Genomic DNA, 17,716 nt, shown 5'->3' with positions numbered 1-17,716 from the left:
CTTTTCGGGCGACGCGCGGGCGCCGAGCGACCCCGGAGCGCCAGCGACGGGGGCGGGAGGGTGACGCCCGGGCTTGGAGCCCGCGTCAACGCAGCGGTTCGACCGCACGCCAGGGAACCGGGCTGGACAACACCATCGTGCTCGACGGAGTCCCGTGCTCGGCGAGGCGGTCGATGAGGTTCTGGAAGTCGTTCATGGTCGCCACGGCGACCAGGAGCAGGCAGCAGGCGTCGCCGGTGACCCGGTGCAGTTGCAGAAGCTCGGGCCATTCCTTGACGTGGTCGGTGCGCAGCAGGCAGCGCGGTCCGTAACAGCTCATCCGGATGAGCGCGGTGACCGGCAGTCCGGCGGCGGCCGGGTCGACGTGGGCGTGGTAGCCGGTGATGACCCCGGTGCGTTCGAGGCGGCGGACGCGTTCGGCGACGGCCGGCGGGGAGAGGTTTACGCGGCGGGAGAGCTCGTTGAAGGAGACCCTGGCGTCGGCCTGGAGCTCGGCGAGCAGACGCTGGTCGGTGGTGTCCACGGGCTTCCTTACGTCCGTCCTTACATTCGTCAACCGAAAGCGTCTCATTGCCTTGTGTTTGTTAACCAGAAGTAGGCCTGAGTCACTCGACGGCCATTCCCAACCGTACGGATGAGCGGTTCCATATGGGTGTCCGAACAAAGGTCCGGACGACGGGAGGCGAGCAGCGATGAGTGACATGGCGACTGAGAACGTTCCGCAGGCGGCCGGGGCCGGCGGCTGCCCCTTCTCCGGCGAGGAGCCGGCCGGTCCGGAGTACGCCCGGTATGCCCGCATCGGCGAGTTGCTCAGCCTTCAGCACCCGCGTACCGACGCGCCCGCGGAACTGTCCTTCATCGTCTCCTCGCAGGTCATGGAGCTGCTCTTCCTGCTGATCCGGGAGGAGTGGGTCAGGGCCAGGACCCAGCTCGACGCGGACGACGTCCTGGGTGCGAACCGTACGCTGCGGCGCAGCGTGCAGCAGTTGGAGGTGCTGTACTCCACGTGGGGTCTGGTCGGCTCGCTGACACCCGCCGAGTTCGGGGCCTTCCGGGCTGCTCTCGGCGAAGGGTCCGGCTTCCAGTCGCACCAGTACCGCGAGCTGGAGTTCCTGCTCGGCAACAAGAGGTCCGGCTTCCTGCGGCAGTACACCGAACGGCCCGAGGCGTACGCCGCGATGGAGACCGCGTTGAAAGCCCCGAGCCTGTACGACGCCGCCGTCGGTGTGCTGCACCGGCGCGGCCTGCCGGTCCCCGCCGAGCACCTTGAGCGGGACATGACGAAGCTGTACGAACGCAACGAAGGCGTCGAGCAGGCGTGGACCACGGTCTACAGCGCTGAAACGGCTTACCCCGACCTGGTCGACCTGGGCGAGGCGCTGACCGATGTGTCCGAGCACTGGACCCGCTGGCGGGAGCGGCACCTGGCGGCCACCCTGCGGGCGATGGGCGACCGCCCTGGGACGGCGGGTTCGTCTGGCGCGGAGTGGCTGGAGAAGAGCGTGCGGGTCCGGCCGTTCCCGGAGCTTTGGTCGATGCGGACCTACGCGGAGTAAAAAGCAGAGCGAAAAAGCAGAGTGAAAAAGCACAGAGACAAGGCGCAGAGAAAAAGCGTCTCACCCAGGGTCTAGACCAGCCGGGTGTCTTCGGGTAGAAAGCGCCCAACAGTTCCGCTGGTCCGGGGGCCATGACGCGACCCGTCGTGGACACAGCAGCAGGCGGACACAGCAAAAGGGGAGTACATGTCATTGCACGAGCGCGCTCTGGAGCTCGATGCGGCCGATCCGCTGGCGGGCGTCCGCAAGCGCTTCCTCCTGCCGGAGGGCGTCAACTACCTGGACGGCAACTCGCTGGGTGCCCTGCCGGCCGCCGTGCCGGACGTCCTGGACGACGTCGTCCAGCGCCAGTGGGGCCGCGACCTGATCCGGTCGTGGAACGACAACGACTGGTGGGTCGCCCCCACCCGGATCGGCGACCAGATCGCCCCGCTGGTCGGGGCCTCCCCCGGCCGGGTGGTGTGCGGCGACTCGACCTCCGTACAGCTGTTCAACGCGCTGACCGCCGCCCTGCGGATGCGGACAGGGCGCAAGTACGTCCTGACCGACCCGGGCAACTTCCCCACCGACCAGTACCTCGCCGACTCGGCCGCGCGGCTGTTCGGCGCAACCGTGCTGCGCCTTTCGGTGCCGGAGGCGATCGCCTTCTGCCGTACCCAGGGCGACGAGGTCGCGGTCGCCGCGTACAGCCAGGTGGACTACCGCACGGGCGAACTGTGGGACCTCCCGGCGCTGACCCGGGTGGCGCACGAGCACGGCGCGCTGGTGCTGTGGGACCTGTGCCACAGCGCGGGCGCGCTCGACCTGCGGCTCGAGGCGGACGGCGCCGACTTCGCCGTGGGTTGCACGTACAAATACCTTTCCGGCGGGCCCGGCTCCCCGGCGTTCCTGTTCGTCGCCGCCGAGCACCAGGAGGCCTTCGATCCGGCGCTGACCGGCTGGCAGGGCCACGCGGACCCGTTCGCGATGGAGGAGACCTACCGTCCGTCCGCCGGGATGGCGCGCGGCCGGATCGGCACGCCGCCGCTGCTGAGCATGCTGGTCCTGGAAGCGGCGCTGACCGCGTACGACGGCGTCTCCATGGCGGCTGTCCGGGCCAAGAGCCTGTCGCTCACCGACTTCTTCATCGAGTGCGTGGACGCCATCGGCCTCACCGTGGTCACCCCGCGTGAGCACGAGCGGCGCGGCAGCCAGGTCTCAGTGCGGCACGCCGAGGCGTACGCCGTCATGGGCGCGCTGATCGACCGCGGTGTCATCGGCGACGTCCGGCCGCCCGACGTGCTGCGGTTCGGCTTCAACGCGCTGTACGTCCGGCACGAGGACGTCTTCCAGGCTGTCGAGGTGCTGCGCGAGGTCCTGGAGACCAAGGCGTACAAGGACGCGAAGTACGCGGAGCGTTCGACGGTCAGCTGATCCCGTACGCCACCACCCTGCGACCGTCAGCTGATCCCGTACGCCACCACCCTGCGACGTGACACGGCTCACGTCGCGGGGGAGACGACGTGTCAACCGCGCTCCGCTGGTTAGGCTCGTGGGGTGAGCCAGGAGCCGAAAGCCGTGGGGGGCAAGCCCCGCCTGCACGTGGTCAGTGGCAAGGGCGGCACCGGGAAGACCACCGTGGCCGCCGCCCTTGCCCTGGCCCTCGCGCACGGGGGACACAAGACGCTGCTCGTGGAGGTGGAAGGCCGGCAAGGGATCGCCCAGCTCTTCGAGACGCCGCAGCTGCCCTACGAGGAGCGGCGGATCGCGGTGGCCCCGGGCGGCGGCGAGGTGTTCGCGCTGGCCATCGATCCGGAAGAGGCCCTGCTCGACTACCTCGAGATGTTCTACCACCTGGGCCGCGCCGGTAAGGGCCTGAAGAAGCTCGGCGCGATCGACTTCGCCACGACCATCGCCCCGGGTGTCCGCGACGTGCTGCTCACCGGCAAGGTCTGCGAGTCGGTGCGGCGCAAGGTCCAGGGCCGCCGGGTGTACGACGCGGTGGTCATGGACGCGCCGCCCACCGGGCGCATAACCCGGTTCCTCAACGTCAACAGTGAGGTCTCCGGGCTCGCGAAGTTCGGCCCGATCCACAACCAGGCCGAAGCGGTCATGGGCGTGCTCCGCTCGGCCGAGACCGCGGTACACCTGGTGACCCTCCTGGAGGAAATGCCGGTCCAGGAGACCGTCGACGGCGTCGCCGCGCTGCGCGCGGAGGGCCTCCCCACGGGTGGGATCTTCGTGAACATGGCCCGCCCCAGGCTGGGTGAAGGCGACGAGGTGGGCGAGGAGGTCCTGACCCCGGCCCTCGTCGAGTCAGGCCTGAAGGCAGCAGGCGTACGGGTTTCCAAGAACCTGGTCGCCTCCCTCCTCCAGGAGGCCGAAGAACACACCGCGCGGATCGCCCTGGAGACCCAGGGCCGGGCCGCGATCCAGGCGGTGGGCCTTCCGGTGTACGAGCTCCCGCTGCTCCCCGACGGGATCGACCTCGGCGGCCTCTACCGACTGGCGGACGACATGTGCAGGCAGGGGGTCGTATGACCACGGCATCGCCCGGATTGGACATCGACACGCTGATCGACGACAGAGCCACCAGGATCGTGGTGTGCTGTGGCTCCGGCGGCGTCGGCAAGACCACCACCGCGGCGGCGATCGGCCTGCGCGCGGCCGAACGCGGCCGGTCCGTCGTGGTCCTGACGATCGACCCGGCCCGGCGGCTCGCCCAGTCGATGGGCCTGACCGAGCTGGACAACATCCCGCGCAAAGTGGCCGGGGTCGACGAGTCGGCCGGCGGCACGCTGCACGCGATGATGCTCGACATGAAGCGCACGTTCGACGAGATCGTCGAACAGCACGCCGACCCCGAGCGGGCCAAGCAGATCCTCGGCAACCCCTTCTACCAGTCGATGTCCTCGTCCTTCGCCGGGACGCAGGAGTACATGGCGATGGAGAAGCTCGGACAGCTGCACGCCACCCGCAAGTGGGACCTGATCGTCGTCGACACCCCGCCGTCGCGGTCCGCCCTCGACTTCCTCGACGCGCCACAACGGCTCGGGTCGTTCCTCGACGGGCGGCTCATCCGCATCCTGTCCGCCCCGGCGAAGGTCGGCGGACGCGGTGCGCTGAAGTTCCTGTCGGCCGGCATGGGCCTGATGACCGGTGCGCTCAGCAAGGTCCTCGGCGCGCACATGCTCGCCGACGTCCAGACGTTCATCTCCGCCCTGGACACCACCTTCGGCGGGTTCCGCAAGCGTGCGGAGGCGACCTACCGGCTGCTCCAGGCGCGCGGTACGGCGTTCCTGGTCGTGGCGGCCCCGGAGCGGGACGCGCTGCGGGAGGCCGCGTACTTCGTCGAACGGCTCGGCGCGGAGAAGATGCCACTGGCCGGCCTGGTGCTCAACCGGGTGCACCACAGCAAAGCCGGACAGTTGTCCGCCGAACGCAGCACAGCCGCTGCGGAGACGCTCCAGGAGCGTGCCCGCAACGGCGGCGACGAGAAGACCGATTCCACCCCCGGGGAACTGCTGCTCGTGGCAGCGTTGTTGACCCTGCACGCCGAGCGGTTGCGCATGGTCGGTCGTGAGGAACGGGTGCGGACGAGGTTCACCTCGATTCACCCGGACGTGCCGGTCGTCGACGTGCCCGCCCTTCCCGGGGACGTGCACGACCTGGACGGCCTGCGGGTGATCGGCGAAAGTCTGGGTTCCGGCTGAGCCGGGCGGGGACCGTTGCGACGGGCGATGCGGCCTGACTCCGCATCACCCGACCAGCCACGCTTTTTTACGGCACAGCCACGGCACTCAGCCGGCAAAACGCAGCAGGTCGCCGCAGTGGTACTCCCGTTCGTACTCCTCGCGGGCGGTCTCCAGGAGATCCCGCCACGAGTCGACAGTCGGCCTGCGACGCAGCAGCGCGCGCCGCTCACGTTCGGTCATTCCGCCCCACACGCCGAACTCGACACGGTTGTCGAGGGCGTCGGCGAGGCATTCGGTGCGCACCGGACATCCGGTGCATACGGCCTTCGCGCGGTTCTGCGCCGCGCCTTGCACGAACAGTTCGTCCGGATCAGTGCTCCGGCACGCAGCCAGTGCGCTCCAGTCGGTAACCCAGCTCATGCTGGTGCCGTCCTCTCCCGATTTCAGGCTCCCCCAACGGCGGCGGCAGGTCGCTCCGCAGTGCGTAGAAAACCTGTCGCCAAGCAGGACGGTACGAAAAGCAGCGCACAAACAACAGCCCCTAACGGGCGGTAACTCATGGTCCGTTGGGACTATGCGCAAAATGAACACACCCGTACGGGTGACAACTACTTGCACAGCAGGCCAGGTTCGTACTCACTGGTCCGGCTCACTTGTCTCCGGCGGGGCGGCACCGGATTTTCGGGGCCGACCGGCGGAGCGGGTCGCCTGGGGTGCATCGGTGGCGACTGACTGACAGTCGAGCACGTTCACTCGAAAGAGTGAATAAGGAGGAAATGGCCTTCTTCCTGTCGCACCGTCAGCGTAAGACACGGACCTCCTCCATGTCCGGCGTTTGGACACGTAGGCTGTGCTCCATGGCCCGATCTTCGTCCGGCTCGTCTCCGCAGGTCCCTGATCCGGCTGTCGAGCCGGAGTCCGTGTCCCCCCTTGCGCAGCGCGCCCCCCGTCCCCGCCGTGTCACCCCGCTGGGGGCCGTCGGCCGGTTCGCTGCTTTCCTCGGCGCGAGCGTGCTCGCCGGAGCGCTGGTGGCGGGCCTGGCCCTGCCGTTCGCCGGCGCCCTCGGGCTGACCGCCAAAGCCGCCACGGAGAACTTCGACAACCTGCCGGCCGACCTTGAAGCGCCGAAACTGGCCCAGGCGTCGTACATCTACGACGCCAAGGGCGGCCCCATCGCGACCGTCTACAACAGGTACCGAATCATCGTCAAAAGCGAGGACATCGCCCCGGTGATGCGCGCCGCGCTGGTGGCGATCGAGGACTCGCGGTTCTACAAACACGGTCCGATCGACCTCAAGGGCACCCTGCGCGCGCTGGTCAAGAACCAGTCCGGCGGCGATGTGCAGGGCGGCTCCAGCCTCACCCAGCAGTACGTGAAGAACATTTTCGTCGAAGAGGCCGGGGCCGACGTCAGGAAGGTCGCCCAGGCCCAGGAGCGGTCCGTCTCCCGGAAGATCAAAGAACTCAAGTTCGCGATCGGGGTGGAGCAGAAACTCTCCAAGGACGAAATCCTCACCAACTACCTGAACATCACTTTCTTCGGCGAGCAGGCGTACGGCGTCGAGGCGGCCGCCCAGCGCTACTTCAGCAAGCACGCCAAGGACCTCACACTGGCCGAGGCCGCGACCCTGGCCGGCGCCGTGCAGGCTCCCAGCCTGTACGACCCGATGGTCAACCCGAACACCTCACAGCAGCGACGCAACGTCGTGCTGCAGCGCATGCTCGAGACGAACATGGCGAACGCCGACGACGTCGCCAAGGCCAAGCTGCAGCCGCTCGGCCTGAATCCGCAGCCGGTGCCCAACGGCTGCATCACCGCCGAAAAGAACAACGGGTCGGCGTTCTTCTGCGACTACGTCGAACGGGTCATCAAGTCGGACCCCGTCTTCGGCAAGACCCCGGAGGAACGGGCCACACTGTGGCTCAACGGCGGTCTCAAGGTCACCACGACGCTGGACCCGCAGGCCCAGGCTTCGGCGTACAAGGCGGCCACGGAGGGCGCCTACCAGAAGGACACGGTGGCTGACGCGATCTCGATGATCGAGCCCGGCACGGGCAAGATCAGGGCGATGGCGCAGAGCCGTCCCTACGGGTTCGGCGACTACGAGACGACGATCAACTTCAACGTCGACAAGTCCATGGGCGGCTCGACCTTCGGCTTCCAGACCGGGTCGACGTTCAAGGCGTTCACTGCGGCGGCGGCCCTTGAGAACGGCATCGGGGTCGACCAGCAGTACAGCACCGACAACGAGATCGACACCTCCAAGGACAAGTTCGGCACCTGCGAGGGGACGGTCAAGGGCGGCAAGATCAAGAACGAGAGCACGTCCGAAGTCGGCAACTGGAACATGCAGACCGCCCTCGAAAAGTCGATCAACACCTATTTCGTCCTGCTTGAGAAGCAGGTCGGCATCTGCGCCGTGGCCCGCATGGCTGAGGCGATGGGCGTGCACCGCGGTGACGGCAAGCCGCTGGAGCAGTACGCCACCACCACCCTGGGCGTCAACGAGATCGCCCCGATGAGCATGGCCGCCGCGTACGCCACGTTCGCCAACCGGGGCAGTTACTGCACCCCGGTGGCCATCAGCGACGTCACCCGGCTCGACGGCACCAAGCTCAAGGTGCCGGAGACCGCCTGCCGCCAGGTGATGTCCAAAGGCACCGCGGACACCATCAACACCCTGCTCATGGGTGTGGTCGAGGACGGCACCGGCGCCATGGCCGGACTGACCGACCGGGAGAACGCCGGCAAGACCGGTACGACCGAGGAGCGCAAGGCGGCCTGGTTCGTCGGCTACACCCCGAACCTGTCCACCGCCGTGTGGGTCGGCGGCCCCAAGAAGGCCGTCGAGATGTACGACATCTCCATCGCCGGGGAGTTCCACCCGAAGGTGTACGGCGGACAAGTCCCCGGCCCCATCTGGAAGCAGGCGATGAAGGGCGCGCTCAAGGGCCAGCCTGCCCCCGACTTCGTCGCCCCGCCCGCTGGGGCGATCCCGTCGAAGCCGGACCCGCGGCAGTCCTCCGACTCGGACAAGCCCTCGGCGACCAACACCAGGAAGCCGGGCCGCAACAACACAGGCAGCCGTCCGCCGCTCACACTGCCGGGCGGGCCGGGCACCGGCTTCAACTTCGACCAGCAGACCGGGGACATCAATCCCCTGGACAGCCCGAACCCGGGTGCGACGCATCCGTTCGGGATGGCCGACAGCTTCCGGCCCTGACCTGACCTGAACGACGCCTGAGGGGCCCGGCGCTCATCGTGCCGGGCCCCTCAGGCTTTTCCTGCCACCAGTCTTTTCGTACGGATGCACTCCGTACAAAAGTCCTTCGGTCTTCGGTCTTTCAGGAAGCGAGCCGGGCCTTGATCGCGGTGGCGATCCGGCCACCTTCGGCCTGGTCGCCCACCTTGGGCTTGACGATCTTCATGACCTGCCCCATCGCCTGCGGACCGGACACACCGAGCTCGGTGACCGCGGCATCGACGATCGAGGAAAGCTCCTCGTCGGACATCTGCGCGGGCAGGTAGGTCGCCAGGATCTCGCCCTCGGCGCGCTCCTTGGCCGCGGACTCGGGACGGTCGCCGTTGTCGAACGCCTCGGCGGCCTCGCGCCGCTTCTTGGCCTCCCGTACAACGACCTTCAGCACCTCGGCGTCGGTCAGCTCGCGGGCCGTCTTGCCCGAGACCTCTTCGTTGGTGATCGCGGAGAGGACCAGGCGCAGCGTGCCGGAGCGCAGGTTGTCCCGGGCGCGGATGGCCGCGACGAGGTCATCGTGGAGACGGTTCTTCAAGGTGCTCATGCGCCAAGTGTCTCAGGGGCGCCCGGGTGGGACCCACCTGTTTTCCCCGGTCACTGTGCTTTTGCGGGGCGCTGTGCTATTTCGGGGCGCTGTGCTATTTCGGGGCGCTGTGGTTTCCCAGGGTGCCGTGGTTTCCCAGGGTGCCGTGGTTTCCCAGGGTGCCGTGGTTTCCCAGGGTGCCGTGCTTTCCCGGGACGCTGCGCGGACTCCCCTCGGAACATGAGACCTGTAAACATGTCTGTATGCGACCGCGTCTCTCAATCCCCCTGGGTATCGCCGCCACCGGGGCCGCCTGCCTGACCTACGCCGCTGCCTACGAAGCGCGGTCCTTCCGGCTGCGCCGGGTGGAGGTGCCCGTCCTGCCGCACGGTGCCAGACCGCTGCGGGTGCTCCAGGTGTCGGACATCCACATGGTCTACGGACAGCGCAAGAAGCAGACCTGGCTACGGAGCCTGGCCGCGCTGCACCCGGACTTCGTCATCAACACCGGCGACAACCTGTCCGACCCGGAGGCGGTCCCTGAGGTGCTCGACTCGCTGGGCCCGCTCCTGGACTACCCGGGCGCGTACGTGTTCGGTTCGAACGACTACTTCGCCCCCCGGCGCAAGGACCCCACGAGCTACCTGCGGCCCGACGACGGCCTGCGCAAACTGGGCGAGGAGAACCCGTGGCCGCAACTGCGGGACGGTTTCAACGGCGCCGGGTGGGTGGACCTGACCAACACCCGAGGCCGGCTCAAGCTCGAAGGCGTGGACGTCGAACTGGTGGGCGTGGACGACCCGCACATCGACCGGGACCGCTACGAGGACGTAGCCGGCGGCCCCGACCCGAGCGCGGACGTATCCCTCGCGGTCGTACACGCGCCGTACCGCAGGGTGCTGGACGCTTTCGCCGCCGAGGGCTACCCGCTGATCATCGCGGGCCACACGCACGGCGGGCAGGTCTGCGTGCCCTTCTACGGGGCCCTCGCCACCAACTGCGACCTCGACCGGAAGCGCGCCAAGGGCCTGTCCACGTACGCCGCGCAAGGCAACGAGCCCTACCTGCACGTCTCCGCCGGATGCGGGACTTCGCGCTACGCGCGTTTCCGCTTCGCCTGCCCGCCGGAGGCGACCCTGCTCACGCTCACTCCCGAACGGAAAAACCGCAGATCAGAGGCCTAGCAGTAACGGATTTCCATTCTCGGCCGAACGTCAGCTAAGCTAAACCCACTTCCAGACGACGGGGTGTGGCGCAGCTTGGTAGCGCGCTTCGTTCGGGACGAAGAGGCCGTGGGTTCAAATCCCGCCACCCCGACTCGGAAGTTATGCAGGCCAGAGGCTCCATCGGAGAAATCCGGTGGGGCCTCTGGTGCGTCTTGGGGGCTTGTACAGCAGCAAAGTGCAGCAACCGGCGTGGACTTCAGCGCCTCCTGGCGACCGGCCCCCTCCGCTGCCCTCACTCCGATGGGCTGAATGGTTCGCCGCGGAGAGAACCCTGACTGAGCCGACCGGGCTCCACCAGCGAACAGATCACTCTTCGGCGATGACTCCCCACAGCTTTGCGCGACGCGCCTCAAGCCCAACCAGCCAGCATTCAACACATAAAATGACTACACCGCGTTGATCAAGCCTAGACAGAGTGCATTTTCGCCATTCTCTCCAGGCCCGTTGCCCCCTCCTTCCAGTAGCCCCATTCTGGAGCGTTGGTCACCAGCCGAGGGGGATGGGTGAACTTGCCACACCGCGCTGCGAACGATCCGGATGTCATCGGGCAGACCACTGGCCTGGTCAATTTCCTCAAGGAGGTCGTGCACAGCAGTCGCAACCGGGTGCGGGACGACCGCCGAGCACGGGAACGCTTGTGGCTGGCCGGCCTGCCCGCTTCGATACGGCGCCCGTCCGAACGCGTCGATGGGCTGTTGCTTCTCCTCGACCACGTACCGCAAGCAGCACCGCCGCCCCTACCTGAACTGCTCGACGGCTGGGTTTCTCCGGAGCAGTGTCAGGACCCGGGCAGCGAAGATCCACCACTCGCGACTGAGGGGCCCGGACGGGAGCTTGTACGAGTCTCAGACGGCGACCAAGTACGGAGCCACGAGGACGATCACACCGCACGTCGGGAAGAATCGGGCGAAGTTCTGCGGGCCTACGGCCTATGGCTCACCAGGTGGCGGCAGTGGGCGGAACGAGAACGTGCCGAGCGCTCTCTCCGAGAGCTGTATGAACAGGTCTACCGCTGGCATCAGAAGCTGACCCAACAGGACGACCAGCTCGAACTTGTCCTGGCTACAGGCCTGTTGACTTGGAGCGACCCACATGGCGACACCGTCCATCGCCATCTGCTGACCCACCGGGTGGAGACCTCGGTAAACCGCAAAACGACCCAGATCTCGGTACGGCTCATGGCCGGAGGGGCCGTGCGGCTTGAGGACCAGGCTTTCCTCGACACAGATGACGGCTGGGCCTCCGAGCGCTCAGCCGCCCTCGCGGAGGAGATCGCAGCCCAGTCACTCCACCTACTCAGCTCGGACGCCCTGGAGCAATTGGCGCAGTGGCAGGAACGGGTCCTGCAACGCCCAGTGGCCTTCAGCGCCGAATGGGATCCCTCACGTGAGTCTGCTGTCGGCGCCCGTCTGACCTACGCTCCCGCGCTGGTGCTCCGTCCCAGGGACCGTAACGCCCTACTGAGCTTCTACGACCGGATCGCCGACAGCATCGCCTCCGAAGGGCACGCCCCTCTCGGACTCGCTCAGCTGGTACTTCCCCTGGACTCCGGGGAACGCGCGAGCTGGGGTGGCCGCGAAGTCCCTCCGCTCTTCGGAGCGGATCCTCTCTTCCCCGGCAAGACCAATGAGCGGCAACGAAGTGTGCTTCAGCGCCTGGAACACGAAACGGGCGTGGTCGTGCAAGGTCCGCCAGGCACCGGCAAGACACATACGATCGCCAACCTCGTATCCGCACTACTCGCCCAAGGCCAGCGCGTTCTGGTCACCAGCGCGCGCGACCAAGCCCTAACAGTCCTGCGAGACAAACTCCCACCCGCGGTGCGGGACTTGTGCGTTCTGCTCCTCAGCTCCGCTCGCCAGGACGGCGTGGATGAACTGGAGCGCACGATCAATTCCTTGACCGATCAGGTGGCCACCAGCGATCCGGAACAGCTGAAGGAGGAGATTCAGCGGCTCTCCGCACGCCGGAATGACGCACAGGAAAGAGTCGTAGCGCTTACCGAACAAGTGATTGCTCTGCGAGAGGCTGAGGTCTACCGTCACCCGCAGGTAGCCCCCGGATACGCTGGCACGCTCGCCACCATCGTCCAATGCATACGGGAAAACACCGAACTCTGTTCCTGGATCGGCGTCGTGCCGGACGGAGGCCAGGCCTTCCCGGTTCCGCCACTGTCCCCTGCTCAAGCAGCGGAGTTGCTGAGCCTGCTGCGCGACGGGGCGGCGGAGCCTAGGTTCGGCGGCAGCGTGCCGGACCCAGGTTTCCTTCCGTCCCCCGAGGATCTGTACCGGGCTCTGGAGGCAGGCCGTGTCCTCAATGACGGTTTGTCCCCCGAAGCAGCCGACATCCGTGACGACCTGGCCGGACTCGACACCACGGTCACCGATGAGCTAACAGCGCTCGTTGGGGAATGCCGGACCGCCCTTCACCGTCTCGGCGCGCCGTCCTCTGCCCGGCAGTGGGATGCCGGTACGTGGACGACGAAGGCTCTCTCAGACCGGCTTTCCCGCACGAACCTTCCGTTGTGGAACCGGGTCTCCGGGCTCGGCGACCAACTCGCCCTGCTCTCCCAGCAAGTAGAAGCCCAGGGGATGAGACGGGTCACCATCCCCGCACAGCTGTCCGCTGAGCAGGCCGACGCGATGCTCACGACCGGAACCGCCCTTGAAGAGCACCTGTCTTCTGGTGGCAAGCTTCGCGCTCGCGGCAGTTTCCGTGCGGCCAAGTCGCAGAAAGGCGCCCAGGAACTGCTGGATACCTGCACCGTAAGGGGCCAAGCACCCCACACAGCGGAAGAGCTGGGCGCTGTGCTCACCTACCTCCGGGCCCACTCCACCGTCGCTACACTCGCAGAGCGATGGGCTCAAGCTGGCGCCCCGATCCCTGACGGTCCAGTAGAACTCCGCCTGGCCGCCCTGACCGAGGCATACGCACACCTGCGTCAGGTGGATGTTTTCGGCGGAGCCCGCGAAGGCATCGATGAACTGCTCGTGCGGTACGGCCGCCACATCCCCCTCACATCCCGGACCGCTTGGCAGGACTTTGTCACGGCACTAGCCGCAACCTCTTCCCGGCGGACCGCAGACGAGGCGATGAACCGCGTAGCCCTTTGGGAGGAACAGCTCCGCACTCCCGTGGAAGGGTCCAGCCCTGCAGCCGAAGCTCTGGCCACCGCACAAGCCATCCAGGCCCAGGACGTCGACCGCTACGCAAAGACTCTGGAAGCGTTGCGGGCGGCCCATCACCAAGAGCGCCGCTGGCGCCGGTGCACCGCGCTCCTGGCGGACGTGCGCGGGAAACACCCCTTGCTCGCCGACCAACTGGTGGAGAACCCACACGATCGGGCCTGGGAGGAAAGGTTGGACACACTGACTGAGGCATGGGCCTGGGGAACCGCCGCCGCGTTCGTACGACGCCAGCGCACCCCTGGACGCGAACGTCAGCTGGAAGGCGAACTCGCCGAGTATGAACGACACCTGGAATCACTGACCGGTGACCTCGCCGCCGCCTGGGGTCGGCTCCATTGTCTGGAGCGCATGACGTCAGCACAGCGGTCGGCGCTCCAGGCCTACCGAAACCACATGGCTTCGTACGGTAAAGGTAAGGGCCGTAACGCAGGTCGATACCGTGCTGCGGCAAACGACGCTATGAAAACAGCGCAGGAAGCCGTACCCGCGTGGGTCATGCCGATCTCCCAGGTAGCCGAGACGGTTCTGCCCAAGCGCGACGCGTTTGACGTCGTGATCGTCGATGAGGCAAGTCAGGCTGGCATGGACGCGTTGTTCCTCCTATGGCTCGCCCCCCGCGTGATCGTTGTCGGAGACGACAAACAGTGCGCTCCCTCGCTCAGTGGCATGGGGCGCCACCAGGTGATCCATGACCGACTCGTCTCACACCTGCCTGACATGCCGCAGAGTCTGCGCACGCTTTACGGGCCTGCCACGAACCTCTACCAACTACTGTCCACGTTCTTCCCGAAGGTAATCCGCCTAGAGGAACACTTCCGATGTATGCCCGAGATCATCGGCTGGTCCTCCCAGACCTTCTACAACAACAAGCTGCAGCCACTGCGCCAGTACGGCGGTGAGCGCCTCGATCCCCTCGTCACGCACTTCGTCGAGGGGGCGGTCGCTCAGGGGCGCGACAGTCGGCTCCGCAATCCCAAGGAAGCCGAAAGCATCGTCGACTGCCTGTGCCAGCTCGTAGAGGACCCTGCCTACCGGGACAAAACCATGGGCGTCATCACGCTTCAAGGCCCGGTCGGCCAGGTCAAGCTTCTGGAACAGATGATCAACGAGCGGATCCCGGCACCAGTACGCGAGCGCCACCAGATCCGTGTGGGCAACCCTGCATCGTTCCAGGGGGACGAGCGGCACGTCATCCTCCTATCGATGGTCGCCACCAACCCACCGAAGATCGCAGGCGGTGTACGCAGTGAACGCCAGGCGTACAACGTCGCCGCTTCCCGGGCGCAGGACCAGATGCGGCTCTTCTATTCAGTACCGCCGGACCGCCTGAAGAAGGATGACCTGCGGCTCAACCTTCTCGCCTACATGGAGAACCCGCCGGCCGGGCTGATGGACTCGGACGACATCGGTGAGGTGTCGTCGGATTCCCCGCAGAAGCCCTTCGAGTCCCTCTTCGAGCAACACGTATACCTGCGTCTGAAGGAGCGTGGCTATCACGTCGTCCCGCAGGTCCCCGCAGGAAACAAACGCATCGACCTCGTAGTCGTGGGCGCCCGCGGGCGCCTGGCAGTGGAATGCGACGGCGACCGCTACCACTCGACAGACGAACAGATCCGGTACGACCAGCAGCGCGATCGTGAACTCCAGCGAGTGGGCTGGACGTTTTGGCGCATCAGGGAGAGCGAGTTCCGGTTCGACCCGGATGAAGCCTTGCTCGGCCTGTGGGAGGAGCTGAGTCGGTTGGGCATCCGTCCGACCTCGTTCAGCAGCACCAACGGTCCGTCCCGCTCAAGTTCGGCATCTTCTGTTGCTCAGTGGACACCATTCGATCTCTCCGCCGGTGAAGAGGCGGTCGAGGAATCCACAGAACCCTCCGACAGCCCCGACATAACCGACCTGGATGACGTTCTCGGCGCAAGCGACGAACCGACCGACGGCAGCAAAGAGGTCTCGCCATGACACTGCAGTCCCCACTCGGAATCTTGGACGCCAACACTCTGGATGAACTCGCCCGCGTCATCTGCGGTGACGACAATCTCTACTACCGCAAGGGCTACCAGATCTCACGCTTCTTCAAGAACGCCGGTTGGGAGCGTGTACCGGACTACGACGGTGAGTATCGCAAGGAGTGGACCCTTGACCGCCTCATCGAACGCCGCGAGGAACCCACCGAGCTGGAGAAGGTTCTCCTCCGACTTGCCGACCCGCGCGAGTACTTCGATGAGCCTGACCAGCTCACCGCTGTCATCTCCGCCGTCAATTCGTTCCTCGTACACGAAGGCCTGCGTCTGGAAAATCCCGGGGGCCGGGCCCGCCTCGTTGCCTGCGACCCGTCACTCGCTCACCCGGGCAGCCAAGGCCCTGTCGAGCTCAGAACGGCCATGGCCGCGGTCATCAGGGATCAAAGAATGGCCGGTCTCCTGCAGCATCGTCTGGCTGAGTCACGCACTTGCTACGACAACGGTGCGCACGTGGCCGCCACCATCATGCTCGGCAGCCTTCTCGAAGGTGTCCTGCTCCAAGTAGTCCAGGAACGCGACGCATCACTGCTCAGGGGCAAGGACCCAGACTTCGTGAGCCTTGACACCCTGATCAAGGTCTGCCACAACGCCGGATGGATCGGTGCCGATGTCGAGCGCTTCTGTCATGCACTACGCAAGTACCGGAACTTCGTACACCCAGGCGCCGAAATCCGGGAGGCCCACGCCCCCGACCGAGACACGTTGAACATGTGCTGGCCTGTGGTCAACGCGGTCCTAAACGACCTCGCCGACACGCACGGGCCCTGAATCTCACTGGGGTGCTTGACGACGTCGACGCAGCGATCGCTGCAGGAGTGCCCGAGGAAAAGATCCTCCGCCGGCGTCCGAAGCGTCGCGGCGATGACTCCATCGCCGCAACCCCGTCCTTTGATCAATAATCCGACATGTCCGTATCAACGACCACGCTGCGGCGCCAGATTCTCATTTCTGATCGTCGACGGTCGCCACAAATGATGCGAAAACACCATCCGCGCGAGATCGCTGACGATCGCTTCGGCACGCCCCCGTGAAGCTGCACACAGGGTTTCACCAGCGGGAATCCGGACACCCAGGCAACACAAGAGGGTCCGGCCGGCCATATCCGGGCATGCCGCCGAGGCGCGAAAGAATCCGACAATCGCGACTTTCGATCCAGAACTCGACCAGATTAAGCCAGACGGACCGGAAGCGCATTAACCGACATCAAGGCGCATTTCCGACATCACCGCCTTTCATTGACATTTCTAAAACCGCGATCACTCTATTGACTCAAGTAATTAACGGTGCGTATTGTCAGAGCCCTGGACAACCAGGCTGCCAGGTAACGGTCAAAGTACTCTAAGGTCGATCATTCAGGCATTCGGAAACCCGGATATCAATCCACCAACAGAAGGAGATATCATAAAGGCCAAACTCAGCGCCGTTGCCCTGGCCCGCGCGCCTTCCCGTAATGCTTTGGACCGGAAGCGCGTACGCCAATGCCGTCGGGTCCGTCTACCACGGGAGCGACTATTCGTACTCGGACGGCTGGACCGAAAGCCCCAGGGACATGGAAGCTGACGGGAACGGTGTCTACGCCAACGTCGCCGCCGGCGACGGCTTCCACGGCGTCCTCTGGGACGGAAACGGCAGCCGGGCCGGCGGCTATAACTACTACTTCGCCTCAGGCATCGGCGGCCACCAGGTCTGCGAGGACCACGTGAGCTGCTCCAGCATGGCGGGTTAAAGAATCTTCAGATCTTTAACTGACTATTTTTGACCACCCGGACCATCTGGTTCGGATCATGGTCAAGCAGCATGGTCGAGGTTTCCGAAATCTGGAAACCCCGACTATACACACCCATTCTTGCCCAAATATTCGCGGGCTGCGTTTTCTCTGCAAAACCGGCGGCCTGTGCGACTTCAGGCGATGGATCAACCCCGCAAGGAACGGATTATCTCGTGCACTGGAAGCAGATAATTTGGCCCACCCTGGGCATACTCGCCGTCTCTTCATGCAGCCTTATTCAAAACGAGAAGAGTACCGCCCCTGACGACAAGTCCACAACAACACAGTTCAAGCAGGTGCCTCTCAAGGGCATAAAGGACGATCTTCGAACCCTGCCCTTGTTTGCCTATGTCCCATCGGGCGACTACGCAGCAGCCGTGTCCAGAGCTCAGGACATGATCGCCAAACGTAACTACTCAGGGGTCTGTGTGACCTGCGCATGATCGGCTCGTTGGACTGTCCGTGGGCCTGTCGAAGCGTCGTCCGTCGTACGACGATCTGGC

At 65.8% G+C, this 17,716-nt stretch carries 13 protein-coding genes and 1 tRNA gene; 11 read left to right on the top strand and 3 right to left on the bottom strand.

Annotation, left to right across the window (positions count from 1 at the left end; translation table 11 throughout):
* Positions 1-85 precede the first annotated feature (85 nt).
* The gene (locus tag AC0Z36_RS27820) at positions 86-523 is read right to left on the bottom strand and encodes an Lrp/AsnC family transcriptional regulator (RefSeq protein WP_485465831.1); all 438 of its coding nucleotides are present in this window, start codon (positions 521-523) and stop codon (positions 86-88) included.
* Between the two features lie 169 nt (positions 524-692).
* Here AC0Z36_RS27820 and AC0Z36_RS27815 point away from each other — a divergent pair, with 169 nt between their 5' ends.
* From AC0Z36_RS27815 to bagB, 4 genes are all read left to right on the top strand, one after another.
* Complete coding sequence (locus tag AC0Z36_RS27815) at positions 693-1,556, top strand: tryptophan 2,3-dioxygenase (protein WP_485465830.1); 864 nt, start codon at positions 693-695, stop codon at positions 1,554-1,556.
* A 186-nt stretch (positions 1,557-1,742) separates the two neighbouring features.
* On the top strand, positions 1,743-2,969 hold the full coding sequence (kynU, locus tag AC0Z36_RS27810) for a kynureninase (RefSeq protein WP_485465829.1): 1,227 nt from the start codon (positions 1,743-1,745) through the stop codon (positions 2,967-2,969).
* A 144-nt stretch (positions 2,970-3,113) separates the two neighbouring features.
* Positions 3,114-4,076 (top strand): ATPase BagA, encoded by a 963-nt coding sequence (gene bagA / locus AC0Z36_RS27805; RefSeq protein ID WP_485465828.1) that lies wholly within the window; start codon positions 3,114-3,116, stop codon positions 4,074-4,076.
* On the top strand, positions 4,073-5,248 hold the full coding sequence (gene bagB, locus AC0Z36_RS27800) for an ATPase BagB (RefSeq protein WP_485465827.1): 1,176 nt from the start codon (positions 4,073-4,075) through the stop codon (positions 5,246-5,248). The genes bagA and bagB overlap by 4 nt, the downstream gene beginning before the upstream one ends.
* Positions 5,249-5,335: 87 nt before the next feature.
* Here bagB and AC0Z36_RS27795 read toward each other — a convergent pair whose 3' ends face one another.
* Entirely contained in the window at positions 5,336-5,650 is a 315-nt protein-coding gene (locus AC0Z36_RS27795) for a WhiB family transcriptional regulator (RefSeq protein WP_485465826.1), read from the bottom strand.
* A gap of 437 nt (positions 5,651-6,087) precedes the next feature.
* Here AC0Z36_RS27795 and AC0Z36_RS27790 point away from each other — a divergent pair, with 437 nt between their 5' ends.
* Entirely contained in the window at positions 6,088-8,454 is a 2,367-nt protein-coding gene (locus tag AC0Z36_RS27790) for a transglycosylase domain-containing protein (protein WP_485465825.1), read from the top strand.
* 121 nt (positions 8,455-8,575) lie between these two features.
* On the opposite strand, the gene AC0Z36_RS27785 is transcribed toward AC0Z36_RS27790, so the two are convergent.
* Positions 8,576-9,031 carry a GatB/YqeY domain-containing protein gene (locus AC0Z36_RS27785; RefSeq protein WP_485465824.1) on the bottom strand — a complete coding sequence of 152 codons (456 nt, stop codon included), beginning with the start codon at positions 9,029-9,031 and terminating at the stop codon, positions 8,576-8,578.
* 242 nt (positions 9,032-9,273) lie between these two features.
* On the opposite strand from AC0Z36_RS27785, the gene AC0Z36_RS27780 reads away from it, so the two are divergent.
* The 6 genes from AC0Z36_RS27780 (at position 9,274) to AC0Z36_RS27755 (ending at position 17,656) form a co-directional block, all read left to right on the top strand.
* Positions 9,274-10,194, top strand: a complete 921-nt coding sequence (locus AC0Z36_RS27780) for a metallophosphoesterase (RefSeq protein ID WP_485465823.1) — start codon at positions 9,274-9,276, stop codon at positions 10,192-10,194.
* A gap of 59 nt (positions 10,195-10,253) precedes the next feature.
* Positions 10,254-10,327: transfer RNA gene (locus AC0Z36_RS27775), tRNA-Pro, on the top strand.
* A 412-nt stretch (positions 10,328-10,739) separates the two neighbouring features.
* Positions 10,740-15,383, top strand: a complete 4,644-nt coding sequence (locus AC0Z36_RS27770) for an AAA domain-containing protein (protein WP_485465822.1) — start codon at positions 10,740-10,742, stop codon at positions 15,381-15,383.
* Positions 15,384-15,406: 23 nt separating this feature from the next.
* Positions 15,407-16,213 carry a hypothetical protein gene (locus AC0Z36_RS27765; RefSeq protein ID WP_485465821.1) on the top strand — a complete coding sequence of 269 codons (807 nt, stop codon included), beginning with the start codon at positions 15,407-15,409 and terminating at the stop codon, positions 16,211-16,213.
* Positions 16,214-16,895: 682 nt separating this feature from the next.
* Positions 16,896-17,171: a hypothetical protein gene (locus tag AC0Z36_RS27760; RefSeq protein WP_485465820.1), complete on the top strand. Its 276-nt coding sequence runs from the start codon at positions 16,896-16,898 to the stop codon at positions 17,169-17,171.
* 71 nt (positions 17,172-17,242) lie between these two features.
* Positions 17,243-17,656, top strand: a complete 414-nt coding sequence (locus tag AC0Z36_RS27755) for a hypothetical protein (RefSeq protein WP_485465819.1) — start codon at positions 17,243-17,245, stop codon at positions 17,654-17,656.
* Positions 17,657-17,716 lie beyond the last annotated feature (60 nt).

The sequence above is a fragment of the Kitasatospora sp. UYEF31 genome (assembly GCF_057291755.1).
The sequence above is the reverse complement of the archived record's forward strand: the minus strand, read 5'-3'. Positions and strand labels throughout refer to the sequence as shown.